Genomic DNA, 21,406 nt, shown 5'->3' with positions numbered 1-21,406 from the left:
TGCCCCAATCGAGAGCAGGGAGTACGGCTTTGGCGCAGGGGGAAACGCAACCGGTCGTCTCGGTGATCGTGGTGAACTACCGCGGAGCGGCCGACACCGTCACCTGCCTGCGCGCGCTCGCCGAACACGATTACCCGAACCTCGAGGTCATCTGCGTCGACAACGCCTCCGGCGGCACCGACGTGGCCGAGATCAGAGCCGCGGCCCCGGGCGTCAAGCTCGTCGAGTCCCCGGTGAACTCCGGCTTCGCGGGCGGCTGCAACCTCGGCGCGAAGCACGCCACCGGCACGGTGCTCGCCTTCCTCAACAACGACGCCCGCCCGGCTCCCGGCTGGGTCGGCACGGCCGTGGCCGAGCTGCGCGCGCAGCCGACGGTCGCCGCGGTGGCCAGCAAGGTCCTCGACTGGGACGGCACCGGCACCGATTTCGTCGACGCGGGCCTCACCTGGTTCGGCATGGGCTACAAGCGCCACGCCGGCAGCCCCCTGGCCGACGTCCCCGCCGCCGAACACGAGATCGCCAAGGACGTCCTGTTCGCGACCGGTTCGGCGATGTTCGTCCGCGCCGGGGTGTTCGCCGAACTCGGCGGCTTCGACGAGCGGTTCTTCATGTTCTACGAGGACGTCGACCTCGGCTGGCGGCTGAACCTGCGCGGCTGGCGCGTGCGCTACGTGCCGGAGTCGCTGACCTATCACCGGCACCACGCCACGATGTCCACAGTGGACGCTCCGGAATCCGGGCGCGAGACGTTCCTGCTGGAGCGCAACGCCTTGGCGGCGCTGTACAAGAACCTCTCCGACGAGACGCTGACACGCGCCCTGCCCGCCGCGCTGGCGCTGGCGGTCCGCCGGGCGACCGCGCGCGGCGGACTCGACGCCACCCGGTTCGATCTCGCCCAGGGCGTCGGCCCGGCCGAAACCGGACCGGTCGAGGTACCGAGGACGACACTGGCCGGTGTGCTGGCGATCGACCAGTTCGTCGAACTGCTGCCCTCGCTCACCGAGTCGCGCGCCGCCGAACAGGCCGCCCGCGTCCGCACCGACGCCGATCTGCTTCCGTTGCTGCGCAAGGCCTTGGAGCCCGCGTATCCGCTGCCGCGCTATCTCGCCGCGCATGACGTCCTGGTCGAGACGTTCGGCATCGACGCGCTCTTCGGCCAGCGCCGCAAGGTACTGGTGATCACCGGCGACGCGATCACCGAACGGATGGCGGGCCCGGCGATCCGCGCGTGGAACATGGCCACGACCCTGGCCACCGAACACGACGTCCACCTGGTGACGGTCAACCCGCTCGCCGATCCGCCGCCCGCCGCGTTCCGGGTCAGCGCGGCAACCCGGCGCGAATTGGAGGCCCCGATCGACTGGGCCGACATCATCGTTCTGCAGGGTCACGTGCTGGAACTCGCGCCCTCACTCAAGAAGCAGTACGCGCACAAGATCGTCGTCGCGGATCTTTACGACCCGATGCACCTCGAACTGCTCGAACAGGGCAAGGGCGTTCCGGACGACAAGCGGGCACTGGACCTCATCGGGGTCACCAAGGTCCTCGACGCGCAGCTGGAACGCGGTGACTTCTTCCTGTGCGCGTCGGAGCGTCAGCGGCATTTCTGGCTGGGCCACCTCGCCGCGATGGGCAGGTTGTCGCCTCGGCTGTACGACGCTGACCCGACCACCCAGTCGCTGCTGTCGATCGTCCCGTTCGGCCTGCCGCCGCAGGCACCGGTCCGCACCGGCCCCGGCCTCCGGTCCACTTTGGACGGTATCGCCGAGACCGACCACGTCGTCCTGTGGGCGGGCGGCGTCTACAGCTGGTTCGACCCGTTGACCCTGATCCGCGCGATCGAACGGCTGCGGCAACGCCGCGGCGACGTCCGCCTGGTGTTCCTCGGGATGAAGCATCCCAACCCCGAGGTCACCGAGATGGACATCGGCGCGCGGACGATGCTGCTGTCCGACACACTCGGGCTCACCGGCAAGCACGTGTTCTTCAACCAGCAGTGGGTGCCGTACGAGGAGCGCCAGAACTGGCTGCTCGACGCGAACTGCGGCGTCACCACGCACTACGAGCACGTCGAGACGACGTTCGCGTTCCGGACGCGGGTGCTGGACTATCTGTGGGCCGGGCTGCCGATCGTCACCACCGACGGCGACTCGTTCGCCGATCTGGTCCGCGAGGAACGGCTCGGTGTCGTCGTCCCGGCCGAGGACGTGGACGCGCTCGCCGACGCGCTCGAAAAGGCGTTGTACGACAAGGAATTCGCCGCGGGCTGTGTCGAGCGGATGGCCGCGGTCGCCCGGCGTTACGCCTGGCCGGAGGCGCTGAAACCACTGGTGGAGTTCTGCCGGAACCCGCGGCCCGCCGCCGACCGGTTGCCCGGCTCCGGCGATCTCGTGGTCTCCGAACCGGTGCGGGGCAAGGAAATGCTGCGCCGCGACGTCGACCTGATCCGCGAGTATCTCGCCGACGGCGGCCCGAAGGAGCTCGCGCGACGCGTCGGCGGCCGCGTGGTCAAGGTCGCCAAGCAGAGGCTCGGCCGTGGCTGACCGCCCCTTGCGCGTCCTGCTCGACGGGACCCCGCTGCTCGGTGCCAGGACGGGTATCGGCCGGTACACCGTCGCACTGTCCGAAGAGCTCGCCTCGATGTCCGAAGTGGACACTCGCGCGGTCGCGTTCACGTTGCGCGGCTGGCGAAGGCTGCGGCACGTGCTCCCGCACGGCGTCCGGGCACGAGGCATGCCGGTGGCGGCGAGGCTGCTGCGCAAGGCGTGGCTGCGTTCGCAACTGCCGCCGGTGGAACTGTTCGCCGGGCCGACGGATGTCGTGCACGGCACCAACTTCGTGCTGCCCGGCCGATTCCGCGCCGCGGGTGTGGTGACCATCCACGATCTGGCCTTTTTGGACGCTCCCGAGGAACTCGCGCCGAGTGACCACGAGCTGCCGCGGCTGGTGCGGCGCGGTGCCCGGCTGGCGGACGCGATCTGCACGCCCACCAACGCCGTCGCCGACCAGGTCGCCGAACGGCTCGACGTGGACCGCGGCAAGATCATCGTCACCCCGCTCGGCGTGAACCCGGCCTGGTTCACCGCCCGCCCGCCGGACCCGGAACGCCGCAAGGAACTCGGGCTCCCGGACAAGTACCTGCTCTTCGCCGGCGCCCCCGGCCCCCGGAAGGGCCTGCACTGGCTTCAGCAGGCGCACGAGGCCGCGCCGGATCTGCCGGATCTGGTGTTCGTCGGTCCCGGTTCGTTCGCCGTCGGCCCTCGGTCGCGCCACGTGGGCTACCTGTCGGACGTGAGCCTCCGGCGGGTCGTCGCCGGGGCCAGCGCGCTGGTGCTGCCGTCGCGCGACGAAGGTTTCGGGCTCCCGGTACTGGAAGCGCTGGCGTCGGACGTCCCCGTGGTGTGCACGGACATCCCGGCGTTGCGCGAGGTCGCGGGGAACTGCGCGAGCCTGGTCCCCTACGAGGACGTCGACGGGCTCGTGGAGGCGCTGCGGATCGCCGTCAGCGACCCGCACGCCGTCGCCACTTCGGCCGCGCGCCGCGCGCACGTCGCGAACTTCACCTGGCGCGCGTGCGCCGAACTCACCGTCGCCGCTTACCGCCAGGCGAGCACGAAGCACTGACGCAAGTTACGCCCCCAATCACGTGTGTCACGCCCCCAATCACGCGAGTTCCCTATCCACGCACGCCGCGCCCTCCGCGCGGAAGGGCGAACTCGCGTGCCTGGGGACGGAACTCGCGTGATTGAAGGCGTAACTCGCGTGTTTGGAGACGTAACTGGCGTGATCAAGAAGCGAAGTACGCCTTCAGCGCGTCCGGCCAGGCCCGAAGCGGCGTAAGACCTGCCTCGCGCCAAGACGCGTTCGACAGCACCCCGTACGCCGGGCGCGCCGCCGGACGGGGGAACTCCGCCGTCGTGCAAGGCTTCACGCGCGCCGGATCCGCGCCCAGCTCCGCGAAGATCGCCTTCGCGAACCCGCACCACGTCGTCGACCCGCCACCCGTGCAGTGCAGCACCCGCTGCGACGGCCCTTCACCGACGGCGACCCGGCCCGCCAGCTCCAGCAGGCCCGCGGCGAGGTCGCGGGACCAGGTCGGCGAACCGGTCTGATCGTCCACTACGGACAGCTCGTCGCGCTCCTTTTCCAGCCGCGCCATGGTCTCCACGAAGTTCGACCCGGTCTTGCCGTACACCCAGGACGTCCGGACGATCCACGAACGGGCCCCCGAACCGAGCAGCGCGTCCTCCCCCGCGGCCTTCGTCCGGCCGTAAGCGTTGAGAGGGCTCAAGAGGTCACTGGTCTCGTACGGCGAAGTCGCGTCGCCCGCGAACACGTAGTCCGTGGACACGTGGATGAGCGGCACCCCGCGCGACGAGCACGCCGCGGCGAGCACCCGGGGGCCGTCGGCGTTCACCGCGAACGCCCGCTCCTCATCGGTTTCCGCCGCGTCCACCGCGGTGTAGGCCGCCGCGTTGATCACCACCGGCGACCTCCCCGCCGCCCGCGCCCGGTCCGCCAGCTCGGTCACCGCGGCGACGACCTGGCCGGTGTCGCGCACGTTCAGCTCCGACGACGACGGGGCCGTGGCGTCGACGGAGTCCACGGCCAGCGCCGCGAGGTCCCGCCCCAGCTGCCCGGATCCGCCCGGTACGAGAATGCTCAGCACTTCGTCACTCCCCCGCACGCTTCTTCAGCGGCTCCCACCACGACCGATTCCCGCCGTACCAGGCGACCGTGTCGGCCAGACCGTCCTCAAAGGACCTCCGCGGCACGTAACCGAGCTCCCGCGAGATCTTGGTGATGTCGACCGAGTACCGGCGGTCGTGCCCCTTGCGGTCCACCACCGGCTCGACGCTGTCCCAGCTGGCGCCGACGGCGTCCAGGAGCCGCTCGGTCAGCTCGCGGTTGGTCAGTTCCGTTCCACCGCCGATGTTGTAGACCTCACCAGGCCTGCCGCCGTCGGCGACGAGCTGGATGCCGTTGCAGTGATCGTCCACGTGCAGCCAGTCACGCACGTTGAGCCCGTCGCCGTAGAGCGGCACCTTCTTGCCGTCGAGCAGGTTGGTCACGAAGAGCGGGATGACCTTCTCGGGGAACTGGTACGGACCGTAGTTGTTCGAGCACCTCGTGACACAGACGGGTAATCCGTGCGTGCGGAAGAACGAACGGGCCAGCAGATCCGAGGACGCCTTCGACGCCGAGTACGGCGAATTCGGCTCCAGCGCGTGGTCCTCGTCCCAGGATCCCGTGTCGATCGAGCCGTAGACCTCGTCGGTGGACACGTGGACGAACTTCCCGACCTGCGCCTCGAGCGCCGCCTGCAACAACGTCTGGGTGCCGAGCACGTTCGTCAGCACGAAGTCGGCCGCGCCGGCGATCGAACGGTCCACATGGGACTCGGCGGCGAAGTGCACGACCAGGTCGACGCCCCGCATCAGCTCACCGACCAGGGCGGCGTCACAGATGTCGCCCTTTTCGAACCGGTAGCGCGGGTTCTCGCGCACGGGTTCCAGGTTCGCTTCGTTGCCCGCGTAGGTCAGCTTGTCGAGCACGATCAGCTCGGCGTCGGCCAAGCTCGGGTACGCACCCGTCAGCACCTGCCGGACGTAATGCGAACCGATGAACCCGGCGCCACCGGTGACCAGCACGCGCATGCCGCGTCCTCCCTCTGCTTCTTCCTGACCGGCCGAGTGTGTCACGACCGGGGCAACCTTTCACCAGCCTACGGACGTCTAACACGAGGATCAGTAGAGTCTTGAGCGAGGCACGCGTGTGCCCTGGGGAGATTCGTGGAGGACCGCACGTGACCGAGTGGCCCGGGCCACCCATTCCAGCGCGCCGTGGTGGCGGCGTCGTGGTGATCGCCCGCCGTGGCGTGAAGGTCGTGTTCAGCCTGGTCTCGATCACGATCCTGGCACTGACCTGGTGGGGCTGGCAGTTCATCGGCGACCCGTCCCAGGGCTTCGCGACCACGAACATCTTCGAGGACAACGGCCACCCGCCGGCGAAACCGCTGGACGGCGCGATCGACATCCTGCTGGTCGGCCAGGACAGCCGCACCGACGCGCAGGGCAACCCGCTGCCGCGCGAGGTCCTCGACATGCTGCACGCCGGTGTTTCGGACGGCGAGCGCCAGACCGACACGATGATCCTGGTGCACATCCCCCAGAACGGCAAGAAGGCGGTCGCGATCTCCTTCCCCCGTGACTCGTGGGTCGAGATCGCCGGGGGTTTCGGCAAGCACAGGCTCAACAGCGCGTACGTGTACGCCTACAACGACACGTCGAAGACGCTGCAGCAGCAGGGCAACACCGACCTCAAGGACGTCGACGCCAAAGCCAAGGACGCCGGCCGCAAGAACCTGATCGCGACGCTGGAGAAGTTCATCGGCAAGCCGAAGATGATCGACCGGTACGCCGAGGTGAACCTGTCGAGCTTCTACGAGATCACCAAGGCGATCGGCGGCGTCGAGGTCTGCCTCAACAACGCGGTCAAGGAGAAGAAGTCCGGCGTGGATCTGCCCGCCGGGAAGTCGACCGTCGAAGGCGTCCAGGCGCTCGCGTTCGTCCGCCAGCGCTACGACCTGCAGAACGGCGACCTCGACCGGATCGCGCGGCAGCAGGCCTTCCTGTCCGGACTGGCGAACAAGGTGCTCTCGTCCGACGTCCTGATCAACCCGGCGAAGATCGCGGACCTGATCGGCGCCGTGAAGAAGTCGGTCGTGCTGTCGGCAGGCTGGGATCTGCCGGAGTTCGCCGCGCAGATGCGCGGGCTGACCAGCGGAAACGTCGAGTTCCACACGATCCCGACCCAGGGCGACGCGATCATCGGCGGCGCCGCCGTGCTCCGCGTGGACCCGGCGCAGGTGCAGGCCGAGGTCGCCCGCCTGACCGCCGACGGGGAGACAGCGCCGTCCGAGACCCCGGCCACCCTGCCGGGCGCGGAGGCGGTGACCGTCGAACTCTTCGACGGGAGCGGTTCGCCCACGGCGGCCATCGAGACCCGGAACCTGTTGCAAGGCAAGGGTTTCAAACTCGCGGCCGATACCAAGCTCAGCATTCGCAACTCGACGGTCATCCGGCACGCGCCGGGCGACGACGGCGCGCTGGCCCTGATCAAGCAGGTCTTCGGTACCGCGGTGCAGGCCGAGGCGGACCGTGACGTCGCGCCGGGGAAGGTGCGGGTGCTGCTCGGCAAGGACTTCAAGGGCGCGTCCACCGGTGCGGCCACGCCCCCGGTGAAGACGTCGGCGCCCTCGAAGCCGGCTCCGCCGCCCTCCAGCGCTCCGGCGGCGCCCGCCACGAAGCCGATCGTCGCGGGCAATGTGCCCTGCGTCAATTAATTCCGGGTACTCAGCGTGGCCGACTCACCGTGGCTTAACCTTCTCCTACGATCGGGACCAGCGACAGCGCCGGGGAGGTGATCAGGGATGAGCGACGAGGACAAGAGCGTCAACGAACGTTCTGAGCACTTGGACGCCGAAGAACCGGAGTCCGAAGAGAGCGGCAATTCGGACACCGAGAGTGACGACAAGTTCGTCCCGACGCCGTACCCGCGGAATCCGCCGCTCCCCCAGCCATCGACCGCGGACGAGGACGAAGACGAATCGATCTCGGGTGTGCTCGACGTGCCCGAGCGCCGTCTGCGCCGCGCCGGCCGGGTCACCCGGCGGATCGCGGTCGGCCTCGTGTCCCTGCTCGCTCTCGGCACGACGGGCTACGCCTACGTCACCAAGGACCAGTTGCAGAACAACGTCCCCACGACGAACGCCCTGAGCAAGCCCGACGATCCCGCCGCGCCGCCCGCCGACGACGGGGCGACCGACATCCTCCTGGTCGGCAGCGACGCGCGGACCGACGCGCAGGGCAACCCGCTGCCACTGCGTGTGCTCAAGCAGCTGCGCACCGAGGAGAAGGCCGGCGTCAACACCGACACCATCATCATCCTGCGCATCCCGAAGAACGGCGGGAAACCGTCCGGTGTCTCGATCCCGCGCGACACCTGGACCGAGATCCCCGGTCGCGGCCCGAACAAGATCAATTCGGCGTACGGCGTCGCGAAGACCAACTACGCGAACGCCCATCGGGGTGAAACCGATCAGGCGAAACTCGAACGTGATTCCGACCAGGAAGGCCGTAAGGCACTGGTCCAGACCGTTCAGGAACTGACGCAGATCCGCGTCGACCACTACGCCGAGGTCAACCTGCTCGGGTTCTACCTGCTGACCGAGGCGCTGGGCGGCGTCAAGGTCTGCCTGAATCACGCGACCGAGGACAAGGACTCGGGTGCGAGCTTCCGCCGCGGCGAACAGACCGTGTCGGGCGGCGAGGCGCTTTCCTTCGTGCGACAGCGGAAGAACCTGCCGCGCGGCGACCTCGACCGCATCGTGCGGCAGCAGACGTTCCTGTCTTCGGCGCTCAACCAGGTCCTGTCGGCGGGGACGCTGACCAGCCCGTCGACGATGGCGGGCCTGATGGACGTCGTGCGCCGGTCGATCGTCCTCGACGAAGAGCTGGACCTGCTGGAGTTCGCGCAGCAGGCGAAGGGGATCGCGTCGGGCGATCTGACGTTCACGACCATCCCGGTGGTGAACATCAACGGCCGCAGCGCGGACGACCAGAGCATCGTCGAGATCGACCCCGCCGCCGTGCGGACCTTCATCTCCGGCCTGGCGGGCCGGGGCGGTGGTGGCGGCGCTCCCGGCGCGGCCCCGGTGCTCGCCGCGTCGAGCGTTCCCTGCGTGAACTAACGTCGTGGTGTGAGCCTCACCGAACTGCTGCTGCGGCCCGTGCTCGGGTCGCCCGCGAAACCGCTGATCACCCATTACGACGACAAGCAGGGCAGCCGCGTCGAACTGTCCGTGGCGACCACGGTGAACTGGGCGGCCAAGACGGCGAACTGGCTGGTCGACGAGTTCGACGTCGAACCTGGGGACGAGGTCGCCGTGGTGCTGCCGTCGCATTGGCAGACCGCCGGCGTGCTGCTGGGCGCGTGGTGGTGCGGCGCCAGGGTGGTGACGGAGACCGCGGGCGCGCGGGTGGCGTTCGTCGCGCCGGGCGGCGCGTCCGACGCGGCCGCCACGGCCGTCGTCTCGCTGCACCCGATGGGTCTCGGGTTGCCCGCCGGATCCGTGCCGGACGGGGCGCTGGACTACCTGACCGAAGCCCGGCTTTCGGGTGACCAGTTCAGTCCGCTGTCCCCCATTCCCGGTGACACTCCGGCACTGAGCTCGTCCACTGTGGACGAAGTGCTCGCCGAAGCCCGCTCTCGCGCCTCCGGTCTTGGGCTTTCAGCCGACGACCGGGTTCTGTCCACTGTGGAATGGGCAGACGAGGAAGGGATTCTCGCCGGGTTCCTGACGCCGCTGGCGGCGGGCGCGCATCTGGTCCAGGTCACCGACGCGGATCCGGCCAAACTCGCTTCCCGGCGCGAAGCCGAGCGGACGACGGCGGATCTTCCCTCCTGAAGTGCCATGAAAGCGTCTTTCCTTGCAAATTTCGCAAGGAAAGACGCTTTCATGGCATCCGGCGTCAGGCGTCCTGGAGCTGCTTCGCCTCACGCTTGCGTCCGAAGAGCGCGTGGTCGAGCGACAGCTTGCCGGCGTTGAAGCCAAGCGCGAGCCCGGCGACCGCCAAGACGAGGACGAGTTCGTAACCGCCCTGGCCGGTGAGGCCGTTGTCGAGGTGCACCGAGAGCAGAGCACCGACGGAGACCACGACGAAGCCGAGGCCCACCAGCGGCGTCAGGAAACCGACGATGAACAAGATCGCACCCACGATCTCCACCGCGATCGCGAAGATCGCCGCGAGCGTCGGCAGCGGGATTCCGGTCTGCTCGAAGAACTTCGCGGTGCCGTCGATCCCGTTTTCCCACTTCTGCAGGCCGTGTGCGAGGAAGACCACACCGACACCGATCCGGCCGAGCAGGAGGGCGACATCCTTGAAACGAGCGAACATCGGGTATCAGCTTTCTGGTCGGTGAATATTCAACTTACCCGGATCACGGTAGGGCACCGGACGGCTCCGAGGGCACCTCCGGAGCGTGATCGACAGGTACCCGACAGGAACTCCTGTACGGCAGACTCTCCTCCGTGACGGACGAACGGCTGACCGGCTTGTGGTCGGATGAAATCCTGTATCCCAGCAGCGTCGAGTCCGTGGACCTGGTGTTCCGCCGCGATAGCTCCGGATGGCTCTACTGGTCGAGCTGGAGCACCGAGTTCGCGGTCTCTCGCTTCACCTGGGCGACCCCGGGCGAACTGGTCTTGAAGTTCCACCGCACTCTCGAGGGCACGTGGTCGATCGACAACGGTGCCACCCGTCACGAAGTCGAATCCGACGAGGAGGAAGAGTCCGTCATCGAGCTGGGATACGAAATCGCGCCCGGCGAAGACCCGTTCGGCACCCCGGTGCGCCTGCTCTCGCTGGACCGTTCGCTGACCGAGCACCTGGCGGGTTCACAGTTCGCGTGGGTCGAGAAACCGGAGTCGCTCAGCGACCCGTCCGCCGATGCTCCGCGGCCAGACCCGTCCAGCCGCCGCTGACGGCCAGCACCTCGAGCACCCGCTCGGCCTGTTCCGCGAACCCGGCCAGATCGGCGTGCAGCAACGCTATCCGCTCCGCGTCGAGCGGGACCTCGTCGTCGGCCCACAGCTCGATCACCGTGCTGACGGTCCACACGAGGAACTGGATGATCCGGATGAACCCCTCCGACGGCTCGTCGACGGCCTCGCGGTAGCCCGTCTCGATCTCGTCGCAGGCCGCGACCAGCTCACGCAACGGCCTGACGACGTCGGCCGCCGTCCCGTCCCACGCCGCCGTCGGCCACGTGCGATCCCCGAGTTCGAGCCACAACCGCCAGCCGGCGATCAGCTCGGCCTCGTCGTGCGGTGTCCACGACACCGGTGCGAACCAGAACATCTTTCGAGAGTGACACCGGCGGTCCATGATCGCCGTACTTCCGTGAAGCATCTCACCGAGGGGCGATCTCACCTGCGCATTTCGTCACCTGAATGCGCGTCCCCGAAACGCGTGAAGGCCCCCTTCACGCGGCTGAGCCGAGGGAAGGGGGCCTTCACGCGGGAACGAGTCAGCCCTTGAGCAGGGCGCGCGCCATGACCATGCGCTGGATCTGGTTGGTGCCTTCGTAGATCTGCGTGATCTCTCGGCCGGTTTCAGCCCACCTGCTGATCTTGCCTAGGAACGGCCTCTGAGCTGTGTAAACGTCTCTCGACAGTTCTCGGTGGATCTTGGCCCTACCCGACGTCTGACGGCCTGTAGACGGCCTGGCTCAGCGTCGATCACGGGTCCGGCAGGGACTCGCAGGTGCCGATCGCGCACCACGCATGCGAGATCCCCCATGTCGCTGCGTACCCTCGCCGGTTCGGCTTTCGCCTCGGGCGCCCCGCGCGCCCGTTGAAGGAGACTGCCCGAAGTATGGCGCGCTGCCCGCTGGTGCTCGACAGGTTTCAGCGGTCCCCGACCTGCCTGTGCCTGTTCTCTCCGCTTCCCTCGCCCCCGCCATCTCTAGCGCCGGGTCGGTCGCGTCAAGGCACGCTTTCCCGCCTTGATGCGGGCGGGCCGGTGTTAGACGCTGAGAAGCGAGGGACCTCCTGGTGACCACTGCGCGTCGGCCGGGTGAGCTGGGAGTTTGAGCCGATGCGCTCCTTGGATCTCCGTCGTCGGCGGCGCGCTGTGCGGTGCTGCTCGTCGGCGGGCTCGCCGCGACCGGCGGCCGGAGCGGAGCGGCAGGCCGTCCGTGTCGCTTCGGGCGGAGCCCGCCGTACGGGTGGTGACGTGCGCGCCGCCGACGGCGGCGCCTTGATCCCATAGAGCCAAGTTCGGCAGCAGGCTCACAACCACCACCTTACCCAGGGAAGTCTTCACCCAGAACTATGCGCCATAGTCTCCGAGCCTCCGACAGATTAGCAACAGATTCCGCTTCGATGGCTTTCTCGCAACGGTTCTTTGCCGCTTCAAAAGACCGGATCACGTCTTGACGAGATGACCAGGTCAAGTAGCTACTCAGGTCTCCACTATGCCCTCCTGGATCTTGAACCACCAGAAAGCTCGGAGCCCACTCAAAAAAGTTCTTAAGCGCAGTGCGCCGATCGGATCCAAGCTTCGTAAATACTGTTGCAGCCATCGTCTCAAGATGAAAAGAGCTAAGACGAGAAGAGTGCTCCCTATTCCATTTCTTTAGCAGTCGCACCAAAGGGCGCAGATTGTTCCCCAGATCCTGATTTCTGCCCGTAAACCACCTGTTCGCCTTAAATGGACTTGTCGTGATCCAACCACCATTTCCAGAAGGAAGAAGATAATCATCTCCTCCTCCAGGAAAGACTGGGGCAACATCTACGTGACCACCCGACTGAAAGAACACTCGAACCGCCTGACCACGTGCGCCCACTTGCTGAGTTGAAACCCCATCGTAAGCCTGGCGGATCCTGTACAGAAAGTTCTTTGAGTCGAACTGATACTTGTAGTACGCATCCTTTTCATTAGAGAAAACAGCTAGCACGTCAATATCATCGATAGGTCTTACTATCGTCTTCTTTTCAGCGGAGCCCATAAGGCTGGCGTGCATGAAAGGCATACTCGACCCGGCGGGAAAAGTTTCCTCCAAATTTTCGATAGCAGACTTTTTTCGCGCCGGTATGAGTGTCTCCAGATGATACTTAGTCGGCTCTATTGTTTCAATAAAGCTAGCGAAAGACTGACTTATCGTAGACACAACCCGACTCCAATTCTGCGCATAATCGATCAGCTAGGCTAGACCACGATCTCTCGCTTCTTCAATAAGATGCCTAGCACTAGCTTGCATCGAATACTCCAATGCGTCTTGTCTGATTGAGTTGATCCAATTTGGTATCGACAGATTCGATTGTCTTGACATGAATATCCTGTCTTGGACGCTGCGGCAGTCTGCATCCGTAACGGAATTCAGATCATCGAGACCTTTTCTCCAAGAGCTGAGTATCTTGACTTCAAGGCTCGCTTTATTTCGACCATTATCCGCGTGACCTCGAACCATCTCGGCTAGTTCGCGAATAGGACCCAATATCGGCGCAATCAGCCCAGCTAACGTTTCAGCAAGTGAAGCATCGATCAGAACACCTAGCCCGATTACGATCGCAATCATGGCGGCCAGTGCAAAACTAAGAACAGTAGCCCAAAGGCGGTGCAGCGATGCACCCCAGCCAACATTACTACGCTGACATATCAGAATATCCAGTGGGCGCGGTACCGACTTTGTGTCGGGATACCAATTCTTTAAGCCAGAGCTAGTGCTTCTACGCTCGGCGCTCGCTACCAATGTTGGCGACGGGCGCTCAGCTAACATATCATTCCAACCAAGCGAGAACACGTATGTATCAAACTCTTCTTGTACTGTTGCAGCCTCCTGACTTCGACGCTTTTCCAGCACGCCACCAAGTACACCTATTAACAGAAGGACAGTGGCCGATATCAAACCAACTAGGATTCGCGCATCCTTGAATATAAGGGTTGCAAGCAACGTAAGTCCTGCTCCCCCAAAGACTGCTACCATGCGAAGGTTGTGAACCACTTTGGAGTCGGAATAGAGCCGCCTTTGCGCAGCAAGCAGCCTCAGGGCCCGAGGCGTGTTCTGTCTGTCGAAAATTGAACCCGTGCGCGATGCCTCGAATTCATGCGACAGTCGGGCGTCTTCATCCTCCATACTCCACCTTGCCGATCATGAGGCTAGCAGTCCTCACTAGTCGTTGCAGCCTCCCGAAGCGTTACACAAGCCCCGTCCAACTAGGTAACCGTAAGGATTCTGAATAATAAAAATTGCGTTTCGGCGCAATAACCCATGGACTCCCAAGTTAACGATCTTCGATTTCAGAAATTTGCCTCGCGTACGCCGATTCAAATAATTCTCGACGCCTCAAAGCCACAACTGACGCTTCACCTCACGGTCCACATTCCCCGCGATCCAAGACTTGAGCTGTTACACAGTTGATGGACTCGGTCTATTCGCCGCTTCCCAGGCCTGCTCCAGGTGGAGCTAGACAATATCCCTGTTAACCTGGGGTCATGCGTGGTGCGGGTGATCAGCTCAGCATCGGGGAGCGTATTGCCTTCTACCGGCGGCGGCGTGGTCTGTCGCAGGCGGTTCTTGCTGACCTGGTGGGCCGTACCGAGGACTGGCTGAGCAAGATCGAGCGCGGGGAACGCGAGATCCGCCGCCTAGATGTGCTGGCCGACGTCGCGCGGGGCCTGCGGGTGACGCTGGGAGACCTTCTCGGCGAACCCGTGCTCATGGAGGACGAGGACAAGAACGACGACGTCCCGGCCATCCGCGACGCCCTGATGGCACCGAGGCGCCTGTCTCGCACTCTGTTCTCCTCGGCCATATCGCCGGAGTACATCGACCCGGCCCCCGTGGCTCAGCTGGTCGAGGGTGCCTGGTCCAGCTACCAGAAGGGCGACCTCGGCCGCGTCGTCGCGGCGCTGCCGGGCCTGATCAAGACCAGCCAGGGCATGGAGTCCGCCTCGGCCGATGACGCGACCTACAGGCGGGCCTGTGCAGCGGTGTCCGCGCGCGTCCACCATCTGGCCGCAACCACCCTGAGCAAGATCGGTGAAGCCGACCTCGCATGGATCGCGGCGGAACGCGCCATGCAGGCAGCCGACGAAGCGGATGATCCGCTGGTGCTGGCTTCGGCTGCCCGGTCGGGCACTCACGCGCTCTTGGCCGTTGGCCGGTTCGATGACGCTCTTGAGCTGGGGGACGTGGCCGCGAAGTGGCTGGTCCCGAGGATGCGCGACGGTGATCCGGCCGCGCTGAGCCTTTACGGGATGCTCTACCTGCGGACGGCCGTCGCCGCTGCTCGGCAACAGGACCGGTCGACGGCGAACGAGCTGCTGTCTCACGCAGGCCGCGCGGCTGATCAGCTCGGCGCGGACGCGAACCACTGGCAAACGGGGTTCGGTCCGGCCAACGTCGAGCTACATCGCCTGTCGGCGGCGCTGGATCTGGGCGACATTTCGCAGGTGATCGAGTCGGCTCCGAGGATCAGCGTCGATCATCTGCCGGTGGAGCGGCAGGTCACGCACCTGATCGACTTCGCGCGGGCGTTGAGCCTGGTCGCGAAGGATGACGAGGCGTTGTCGGCGCTGCTGACGGCTGAGCAGAAAGCGCCGGGGATCGTCCGGCACAGTACGGCGGTGCGGGAGGTCGTGCGGTCGATGTATCGCCGTGCCCCGGCGACGGCTGGTAAGAAGTCCTCGCCCTTGTTGGCGTTGGCTGAGCGCTGCGGCGCGGTGAGGTAGGTCGAGTGGCGTCGCGTGTTCTGGGCCTGGTGGGCTCGGGTGCTGGTGGTGTTGAGGACCTTCTTCCGCGCGTGATCCGGCCCGCTCAGGCGGACGGCTGGACGGTCGCGGTGACGTTGACTCCGACGGCGGGACGCTGGCTGGACGAGAACGGCGGCCGCGCCGAGATCGAGGAGGCCACCGGATTCCCGGTCCGGGTCGAGCCCCGCACGCCGGCCGAAACCAGCCCGCATCCGGCGCCAGACTGCTACCTGGTCGCGCCCGCCTCGGCGAACATGGTCGCCAAGCTCGCGATGGGCATCGCCGACAATCAAGCTCTGACGCAGGTCAACGAGGCCATCGGCACGCTCGGCCTGCCGGTCGTCGTCTTCCCGCGCGTGAACGCCGCGCACGCTCGTCATCCGTCCTGGGAAACCCACATCGAAGCGTTGCGGCGTGATGGCGTGCGTCTCGTGTACGGGGACGACGTGTGGCCACTGCATGAACCGCGGAGCGCTCCGGGCCGAGAACTGCCCTGGTCGGCAGTGCTTTCCGCAGTGAACGAGGCCGTTCCCCTCCCCCGCTAGTCCCTACCCGGACAGTTTGTCCGGGGTGAGGCTGCTCACTGGGTGTCTCCTGTGTTCAGCGCGCCCGACCGGGCTCGCCGAGACCGAGACATCGGGAGAGCACACATGGGCATTCACGTGGTGATTCAGCCCCTCGTCGGCTACGGCGCGGCGGTGGTTTCACCCTCTCCTGGCGTTCGTCAGCTCGTCGCCGGAAGTGAAGAGACCTCCTTCATCGTCCAGGTGCCCGCCCGTATCGGCGGCCTGATGGACACCGCACGGTTCGCGCAGAGTCTCGCGACCGCTGCCAGCGAGTTCAGCGAATGGTGCGAAACCCAGCACCGCACGCGCTCGCACTCCTCTTCCTTCCACGACCAATGGTCCGACGCTGCCGACGACGCCGTCACGCGCAAAAACGACTGATCACACGTATCTAGGAGCAGCAAATGGCTATCTACAAGGGTTTTCGGTTCCCCATCGAGTTCGACGAGGCTTTCGGGCAGGGCTTGGTAATGGTCGGCGAGGTCTCGCCGGACAACGAGTACCAGTCGCGCGAGGACAGGTCGTCGGGTCGTCCGGCGCGTCAGCGGGTCGACGAGGTGACGGGCAAGCGCCAGTGGAAGGTCACGGTGACCGACCCGGACGAGGTCAAGGCGAAGCGCGCATCGTTCGAGATCACGCTGCTGGCGGATGTGCAGCCGGTGCCGACCACGTCGGAGGTGCTGCCGGGTATGCGGCCGATCGAACTGGAGGGCCTGACGGCTGAGCCCAAGGTGGCTGGTCAAGGCGAGTTCAAATACCAGTCCTACATGTTCCGCGCGACCGGCTTCAAGGCTGCGGCCTCGGGTGGGGCGTCGAAGTCGTCGCGGACCTCGGGCGCTGCCGAGTCAACGCCCAAGGCTGCGTGATGCCGGGCGGGGTGCCGGGGAGCCACGGTGTGGCCGTGGTTTCTCCGCATCTGGTCCAGGCGTGGGAGATGGCATACCGCCACTACAGCGCCTTAAGGACACAGACCGCCCAGGTCGTCGACCCCTTGGCGGCGCACGACGTGGGTGTTGCTTCCCTCGCGGTGGCATCTGCCTGGCGGGATCTCCTGACAGAAGGCCATTTGCCGTGGTGGGTGCTCGCGGCCGTGACTGCGGCGGCTGAGGGATTCGAGGAGAACGCGCGGTCATGGGAGATCCGTGCTCTCAGTGAGGAGGGACAAGGCCGTGGCGTTCAACGCGATGTGGAAGCCGGGACGGCAGGCGGTCGCGGGAATGCAGGGCAATGGTTCGGCGAACCCCGCCCTGGTGATCTACCTCGACCCGGACAGCCTGGCGATCCTTCCTCCCTCCGACCCCACCGAGTGGCCGGAGTTCATCCGGCTCCTTCGCCAAATCCGCGACAGCGCGGACGAACTGGCCGTGTTCCTCGGCAAGCACGCGGCGGTGCGCAATGACGACACCAGGCCGGAATGAGCCACAAACCCTCGAAGACGCGCACCTGGTCGCCTCGGCACGACGGCCGAAGCCTGGATCCAACCGGTCGACGTGGTTGAAGTTCCACAAGGAGAACGCGCGCATGTATCAAGCCGTGTCCGATGTGGACCGTGCGCACCACCACGAACTCAAGTACTGGGTCGGCTACGAGGAGCGAAAGGCCAAGGAGGTGGCCGCGCAGATCCAGAAGGAGAAGTCACAAGCCAGCTAGAAACTGAATGACAGAGCGAAAAACGCACGTGAGGACGTGCGGCGTACAAACACGTCCTCAAAAGCTTTTCTTGTCCTGTAAGGCGCAGAAGCGGAATCCGGCTACCAACCTTGCCGCTCCTGCGCTGTCCACAACCTCTGGAAGTGAACAATGACAACGCTAAACGATGGCAACAAGCGGGCGCTAGACGGGGTCACCCGAACGCGCTGCACGGTCTGTAAGCGGTTCGCGAAGCTGCCGCCCTGTGAGACGGAATGCGCTCCCTGTCAGGGAATGCTGCCGCTGGATCTGACCGGCGGTGGTCGTCGATGAACGCGAACGGGATCGGTTTCCTTCTCATCGGCGGCGGAGTGCTCGGCGTGGTGGTGTGGCTGCTGCACAAGATCGGTCGCGCGCTCGCCACGATTTTGGAAGTCCTGGCAGCGGCCGCGCTGGTGTTCATCGCTCTCTGGTGGCTGCTCAAATCGTTGCTGTGGCTGGGAAAGCAAGTCACTACGCGCTGGCGGACCAGTCTTACTGTGGTGGCGTTCATGGCGTGGTGGCAGTACCTCGGGTGGCCGTCCCTGGCGATCGTGACCGGATCGGTCGTCGCCGTGCTGGCGTCATGGCGGCTGATCGACGTGGTGTCCTATGACCAGCACTGCGGCCGGTTCCTGCGGTCCTGGTGGATGCGCTGGGCGGTCTACGCGCGCAAGCTCCCGGCCTGGCTGCACGCCTGCGGGCTGAGCATCCGGGACGAGACACTGCCGGTGGAAGTGACGGTGAACCTGGTCGGCCGTCGACGTTTGCTGTCCCGCAAGGCCGCGTCGGCCTCTCGCGCTGTGCAGGTGCCGAAGGTGCTCAAAGTTCGGTCGGGTCCGTCGTGGGATGAGGTGCGGGTGCAGCTCGTTCCGGGGCAGAAGCCCGAGGATTTCGACGAGGCCGCGCGGGCGCTGGCGGTGGCGCGCAAGGTCAAGCGGTGCCAGGTGCGAGAACTGGAACCCAACGTGGTCTCCATCGACTTCCAGCGCCGTGACCTACTCAAATCCGCGGTGACCTCACTGCCGGTTCCTGACCTGGTGTCCCCCGATGGACTCGGCGTGGACCTGCGGCATGTCTGGTCCGGGACCACGGAGTACGGCTCGGACTGGCGGGTTCCGCTGGTCGGCTCGGGTGCGCACTGCCTGACCGCTGGCGCGACCGGATCGGGCAAGAACTCAGTGATGTGGTGCCCGCTGGTGTCGGCCGCACCCGCCATCCGGTCCGGGGTGGTCCGGGTGTCCGGCATCGATCCCAAGGGGATGGAACTCGCCTACGGACGCGGGATCTTCGCCCGCTACGCGGTGACCGGCAAGCAGGCGCTCGAACTCCTCGACGGCCTGCTTGAGGAGATGGAAGCCCGCAAGCACGAGTTCGCAGGACGCGTGCGGATGATCCCGATCAGCGTCGAGCATCCGCTAGAGGTTCTGGAGTTCGACGAGATCGGCGCGCTGACCAAGTACACCGACCGCAAGACCCGTGACGCGATCGTGGAAAAGGTCGCGCTCCTCACCACGCAGGGCAGGGCCTTGGGGATCACGGTGCGCGGCTACGTCCAGGAACCCACAAAGGACACCGTCCCGGTTCGCGAGCTGTTCCCGCGCCGTGTCTGTCTGCGGGTGACCTCGAAGACGCATGTCGGGATGGTCCTCGGCGACGGCGCGTACGAACGCGGTGCGTGGGCGAACCGGATCGGCAATTCCGAAGCGGGGGTCGGCTACGTCTGGGGCGAAGGTGTTCGCGAACCCCTGCGCGTCCGGGCCGGATGGGTCGCCGACGAAGAGATCAAGGCGCTGGAGAACTACGTGACCAACTGTGGCGCTCACGTAGTTGGACTCTCCGAGGGGAGGGCAGCGTGAACCGGCTGATGGTCTTCCTCGACGCAATCCGCGACCACCTCGACTCGTTCGCGCTGCCTCCGGCCGCGTCCGCGCGGGTTGGGGTGGGGCCTGATCCGATCACGGTGCAACTCGACTCCGACCGTCTGGAGGACGTCGCCCGTGGGCTGCTCACCTGGGCTGCCTCGCTCGACGATGTGACGGCGTCCCTGTGGCGTCCTACGGGCGGCGGGTCGGTGCACCTGGAACTGAGCGGCCGGACTCCCTGCGGAATCCCCGTGGTCGTCTACGGCGGTGTCTGGTTCGACGAAGCGACTTTCCCTGATCTGCCTGCGGGGATGCGGCAGGACATGCCGGTGTTCGTGCTGCGGCAGTGGAACACCCCTGGGGAGGTGGCCGCCTGATGAGCACCCACGAATCCGCGGTGACCATGCCGGCCAAAACCCGGGCCGCTCGAATGCGGGAACCCCTGGCGTCGGACGTGGTCAAGGCGACCGCTGAGAAGCACGGCGTGTGCGTCCGGCCGTTCACGATGGAGGTCGGCGACACCGACACAGGAGAACTCCGCTACGTCCCCGTTCCCTGCGGCTCGACGGTCGAATCGGTGTGCCTGCCGTGTGCTCGCAAGGCGAAGGCGTTGCGACAGGTCCAGTGCCGCGAGGGCTGGCACATGGAGACCGAACCAGACTTCACCCCGGCGCCTCCCAGCGAGACGCAAACGGACCTGTTGGCGTTCCGGGCTGACCTCGTCGCCGCTTACCGGCAACAGACGGACCAAGAGGAAGCCGAGGAACTGCGGGAGGAGATCCAGAGCGTCGACGACGAACTTCGACAACTCGGGATGCGGGGCCGTCTCCCGTCGATCGACCTGCCCGCAAAGAAGGCGGTGAAGCGGTCGACGAAGCGGCGACAGGACGCGCCGAACCTGCCTCGACGCAAGGTCGCCAAGACCACCGTGGGCAGGGAGTACGCGGGCCGCTTCCGGCCGTCGATGTTCGTCACGCTCACCTGCGACACCTACGGCCCGGTCCGCTCCGACGGCGCCCCGGTCGACCCATCGACCTATGACTACCGGCGGGCCGCTCGAGACGCGGTGCACTTCTCCGCGCTGGTGGACCGGTGGTGGCAGAACCTCCGGCGGGTCGTCGGCTGGGACGCGCAGTACTTCGCCACCGTGGAACCGCAACGGCGGGCAGCTCCGCACCTGCACGCGGCTATTCGGGGATCGGTGCCGCACGACGTCATCCGCCAAGTCACCGAAGCGACCTATCACCAGGTCTGGTGGCCTGCGCACGACGAAGTGGTCTACGTCGACCGGATGCCGCTCTGGGACGGCGACCGCCGACTGTTCGTCGACCCCGACACCCGCGAACCACTGACCGCCTGGGACGACGCGGTACAGGCCGTGGAAGATCCGGCGCACGTGGTCACCTTCGGCCGCCAGGTGCACTCCAAGGGCATCCTCGGCGGCTCCGAAGAAGCCGGACGGCACATCGGTTACCTGACCAAGTACCTCACCAAATCCACCGGTGAGGTCGTCGAAGCCGACACCGTGCGGCAACGCGATCACCACGACCGGCTGCACGCGGAACTGTCAGTGACACCCTGCTCGCCTCGCTGCGCAGTGTGGCTGCTGTACGGCATCAATCCCAAGGGCACCAACGGAAAGACCACACCAGGGCACTGCAAGGGGCGGGCTCACCGGCGGACCACCCTCGGCCTGCCGGGGCGGCGGGTGCTGGTGTCACGCAAATGGTCCGGGAAGACGCTCGTCGACCACAAGGCGGACCGCAAAGCCTTCGTCCTGGAGGCTCTGGCGGCGGTCGGGATCGAGAAGCCAGCACCCGATCCGGCACGGCTGGTCTGGCGCAAGGTCGACTCCGGCGATCCGTCCGTGCCACCTCGGGACCACCTGGTGATGCACGCGATCTCCGAACGCATCACATGGAAGGCCGAGTACGACAGAGCGCTACTAGCCGCACAGGATCTTTCGGCAACTCCGCTAGCAGCCTGA

The 21,406-nt window shown here is 66.1% G+C and carries 21 protein-coding genes; 15 read left to right on the top strand and 6 right to left on the bottom strand.

Translation table 11 applies throughout. The annotated features are described in order from the left end of the window. Positions 1-29 precede the first annotated feature (29 nt). Together ACLJQ7_RS32275 and ACLJQ7_RS32270 are read left to right on the top strand one after the other, a co-directional pair. A complete protein-coding gene (locus ACLJQ7_RS32275) occupies positions 30-2,543 on the top strand; it encodes a glycosyltransferase (RefSeq protein ID WP_410651921.1) in 2,514 nt (837 codons plus the stop codon). Continuing rightward, positions 2,536-3,624 carry a glycosyltransferase family 4 protein gene (locus ACLJQ7_RS32270; protein ID WP_410651920.1) on the top strand — a complete coding sequence of 363 codons (1,089 nt, stop codon included), beginning with the start codon at positions 2,536-2,538 and terminating at the stop codon, positions 3,622-3,624. The genes ACLJQ7_RS32275 and ACLJQ7_RS32270 overlap by 8 nt, the downstream gene beginning before the upstream one ends. A 163-nt stretch (positions 3,625-3,787) precedes the next feature. Here ACLJQ7_RS32270 and rfbD read toward each other — a convergent pair whose 3' ends face one another. Further along, the gene (gene rfbD, locus ACLJQ7_RS32265) at positions 3,788-4,669 is read right to left on the bottom strand and encodes a dTDP-4-dehydrorhamnose reductase (protein WP_410651919.1); all 882 of its coding nucleotides are present in this window, start codon (positions 4,667-4,669) and stop codon (positions 3,788-3,790) included. 4 nt (positions 4,670-4,673) lie between these two features. Next, positions 4,674-5,657 carry a dTDP-glucose 4,6-dehydratase gene (gene rfbB, locus ACLJQ7_RS32260; RefSeq protein ID WP_410651918.1) on the bottom strand — a complete coding sequence of 328 codons (984 nt, stop codon included), beginning with the start codon at positions 5,655-5,657 and terminating at the stop codon, positions 4,674-4,676. A 149-nt stretch (positions 5,658-5,806) separates the two neighbouring features. On the opposite strand from rfbB, the gene ACLJQ7_RS32255 reads away from it, so the two are divergent. The 3 genes from ACLJQ7_RS32255 (at position 5,807) to ACLJQ7_RS32245 (ending at position 9,469) form a co-directional block, all read left to right on the top strand. Continuing rightward, positions 5,807-7,345 carry an LCP family protein gene (locus ACLJQ7_RS32255; protein ID WP_410651917.1) on the top strand — a complete coding sequence of 513 codons (1,539 nt, stop codon included), beginning with the start codon at positions 5,807-5,809 and terminating at the stop codon, positions 7,343-7,345. A gap of 87 nt (positions 7,346-7,432) precedes the next feature. Beyond that, positions 7,433-8,752, top strand: coding sequence for an LCP family protein (locus ACLJQ7_RS32250; protein WP_410651916.1), 1,320 nt, complete (start codon positions 7,433-7,435; stop codon positions 8,750-8,752). 9 nt (positions 8,753-8,761) lie between these two features. Next, a complete protein-coding gene (locus tag ACLJQ7_RS32245; protein WP_410651915.1) occupies positions 8,762-9,469 on the top strand; it encodes a TIGR03089 family protein in 708 nt (235 codons plus the stop codon). Positions 9,470-9,533: 64 nt separating this feature from the next. Here ACLJQ7_RS32245 and ACLJQ7_RS32240 read toward each other — a convergent pair whose 3' ends face one another. Further along, complete coding sequence (locus ACLJQ7_RS32240) at positions 9,534-9,959, bottom strand: DoxX family protein (protein ID WP_007031884.1); 426 nt, start codon at positions 9,957-9,959, stop codon at positions 9,534-9,536. Between the two features lie 134 nt (positions 9,960-10,093). On the opposite strand from ACLJQ7_RS32240, the gene ACLJQ7_RS32235 reads away from it, so the two are divergent. Beyond that, on the top strand, positions 10,094-10,546 hold the full coding sequence (locus tag ACLJQ7_RS32235) for a hypothetical protein (RefSeq protein WP_410651914.1): 453 nt from the start codon (positions 10,094-10,096) through the stop codon (positions 10,544-10,546). Here ACLJQ7_RS32235 and ACLJQ7_RS32230 read toward each other — a convergent pair. From ACLJQ7_RS32230 to ACLJQ7_RS32220, 3 genes are all read right to left on the bottom strand, one after another. After that, a complete protein-coding gene (locus ACLJQ7_RS32230; RefSeq protein WP_125680198.1) occupies positions 10,494-10,922 on the bottom strand; it encodes a hypothetical protein in 429 nt (142 codons plus the stop codon). The genes ACLJQ7_RS32235 and ACLJQ7_RS32230 overlap by 53 nt on opposite strands. Before the next feature lie 946 nt (positions 10,923-11,868). After that, positions 11,869-12,735, bottom strand: a complete 867-nt coding sequence (locus tag ACLJQ7_RS32225; protein WP_410651913.1) for an SMODS domain-containing nucleotidyltransferase — start codon at positions 12,733-12,735, stop codon at positions 11,869-11,871. Positions 12,736-12,768: 33 nt separating this feature from the next. Next, a complete protein-coding gene (locus ACLJQ7_RS32220) occupies positions 12,769-13,701 on the bottom strand; it encodes an S-4TM family putative pore-forming effector (RefSeq protein ID WP_410651912.1) in 933 nt (310 codons plus the stop codon). A 359-nt stretch (positions 13,702-14,060) separates the two neighbouring features. Between ACLJQ7_RS32220 and ACLJQ7_RS32215 the strand changes: the two genes are divergently transcribed. The 9 genes from ACLJQ7_RS32215 (at position 14,061) to ACLJQ7_RS32175 (ending at position 21,406) form a co-directional block, all read left to right on the top strand. Beyond that, a complete protein-coding gene (locus ACLJQ7_RS32215) occupies positions 14,061-15,299 on the top strand; it encodes a helix-turn-helix domain-containing protein (RefSeq protein ID WP_410651911.1) in 1,239 nt (412 codons plus the stop codon). A gap of 5 nt (positions 15,300-15,304) precedes the next feature. Then, the gene (locus tag ACLJQ7_RS32210; protein ID WP_410651910.1) at positions 15,305-15,865 is read left to right on the top strand and encodes a flavoprotein; all 561 of its coding nucleotides are present in this window, start codon (positions 15,305-15,307) and stop codon (positions 15,863-15,865) included. Between the two features lie 105 nt (positions 15,866-15,970). Next, a complete protein-coding gene (locus ACLJQ7_RS32205) occupies positions 15,971-16,267 on the top strand; it encodes a hypothetical protein (RefSeq protein WP_125798323.1) in 297 nt (98 codons plus the stop codon). 23 nt (positions 16,268-16,290) lie between these two features. Continuing rightward, complete coding sequence (locus ACLJQ7_RS32200; RefSeq protein ID WP_410605488.1) at positions 16,291-16,752, top strand: hypothetical protein; 462 nt, start codon at positions 16,291-16,293, stop codon at positions 16,750-16,752. 276 nt (positions 16,753-17,028) lie between these two features. Further along, positions 17,029-17,304, top strand: coding sequence for a hypothetical protein (locus ACLJQ7_RS32195; protein ID WP_410651909.1), 276 nt, complete (start codon positions 17,029-17,031; stop codon positions 17,302-17,304). Then, on the top strand, positions 17,282-17,536 hold the full coding sequence (locus ACLJQ7_RS32190) for an AMED_5909 family protein (RefSeq protein ID WP_410651908.1): 255 nt from the start codon (positions 17,282-17,284) through the stop codon (positions 17,534-17,536). Before ACLJQ7_RS32195 ends, ACLJQ7_RS32190 begins: the two co-directional genes overlap by 23 nt. 308 nt (positions 17,537-17,844) lie before the next feature. Next, positions 17,845-19,413: an FtsK/SpoIIIE domain-containing protein gene (locus ACLJQ7_RS32185; protein WP_410651907.1), complete on the top strand. Its 1,569-nt coding sequence runs from the start codon at positions 17,845-17,847 to the stop codon at positions 19,411-19,413. Beyond that, positions 19,410-19,796, top strand: a complete 387-nt coding sequence (locus tag ACLJQ7_RS32180; RefSeq protein WP_410651906.1) for a hypothetical protein — start codon at positions 19,410-19,412, stop codon at positions 19,794-19,796. Before ACLJQ7_RS32185 ends, ACLJQ7_RS32180 begins: the two co-directional genes overlap by 4 nt. After that, complete coding sequence (locus ACLJQ7_RS32175; RefSeq protein ID WP_410651905.1) at positions 19,796-21,406, top strand: replication initiator; 1,611 nt, start codon at positions 19,796-19,798, stop codon at positions 21,404-21,406. The genes ACLJQ7_RS32180 and ACLJQ7_RS32175 overlap by 1 nt, the downstream gene beginning before the upstream one ends.

This window comes from Amycolatopsis sp. cmx-4-54, from assembly GCF_046548895.1.
Lineage (GTDB): Bacteria > Actinomycetota > Actinomycetes > Mycobacteriales > Pseudonocardiaceae > Amycolatopsis.
The sequence above is the reverse complement of the archived record's forward strand: the minus strand, read 5'-3'. Positions and strand labels throughout refer to the sequence as shown.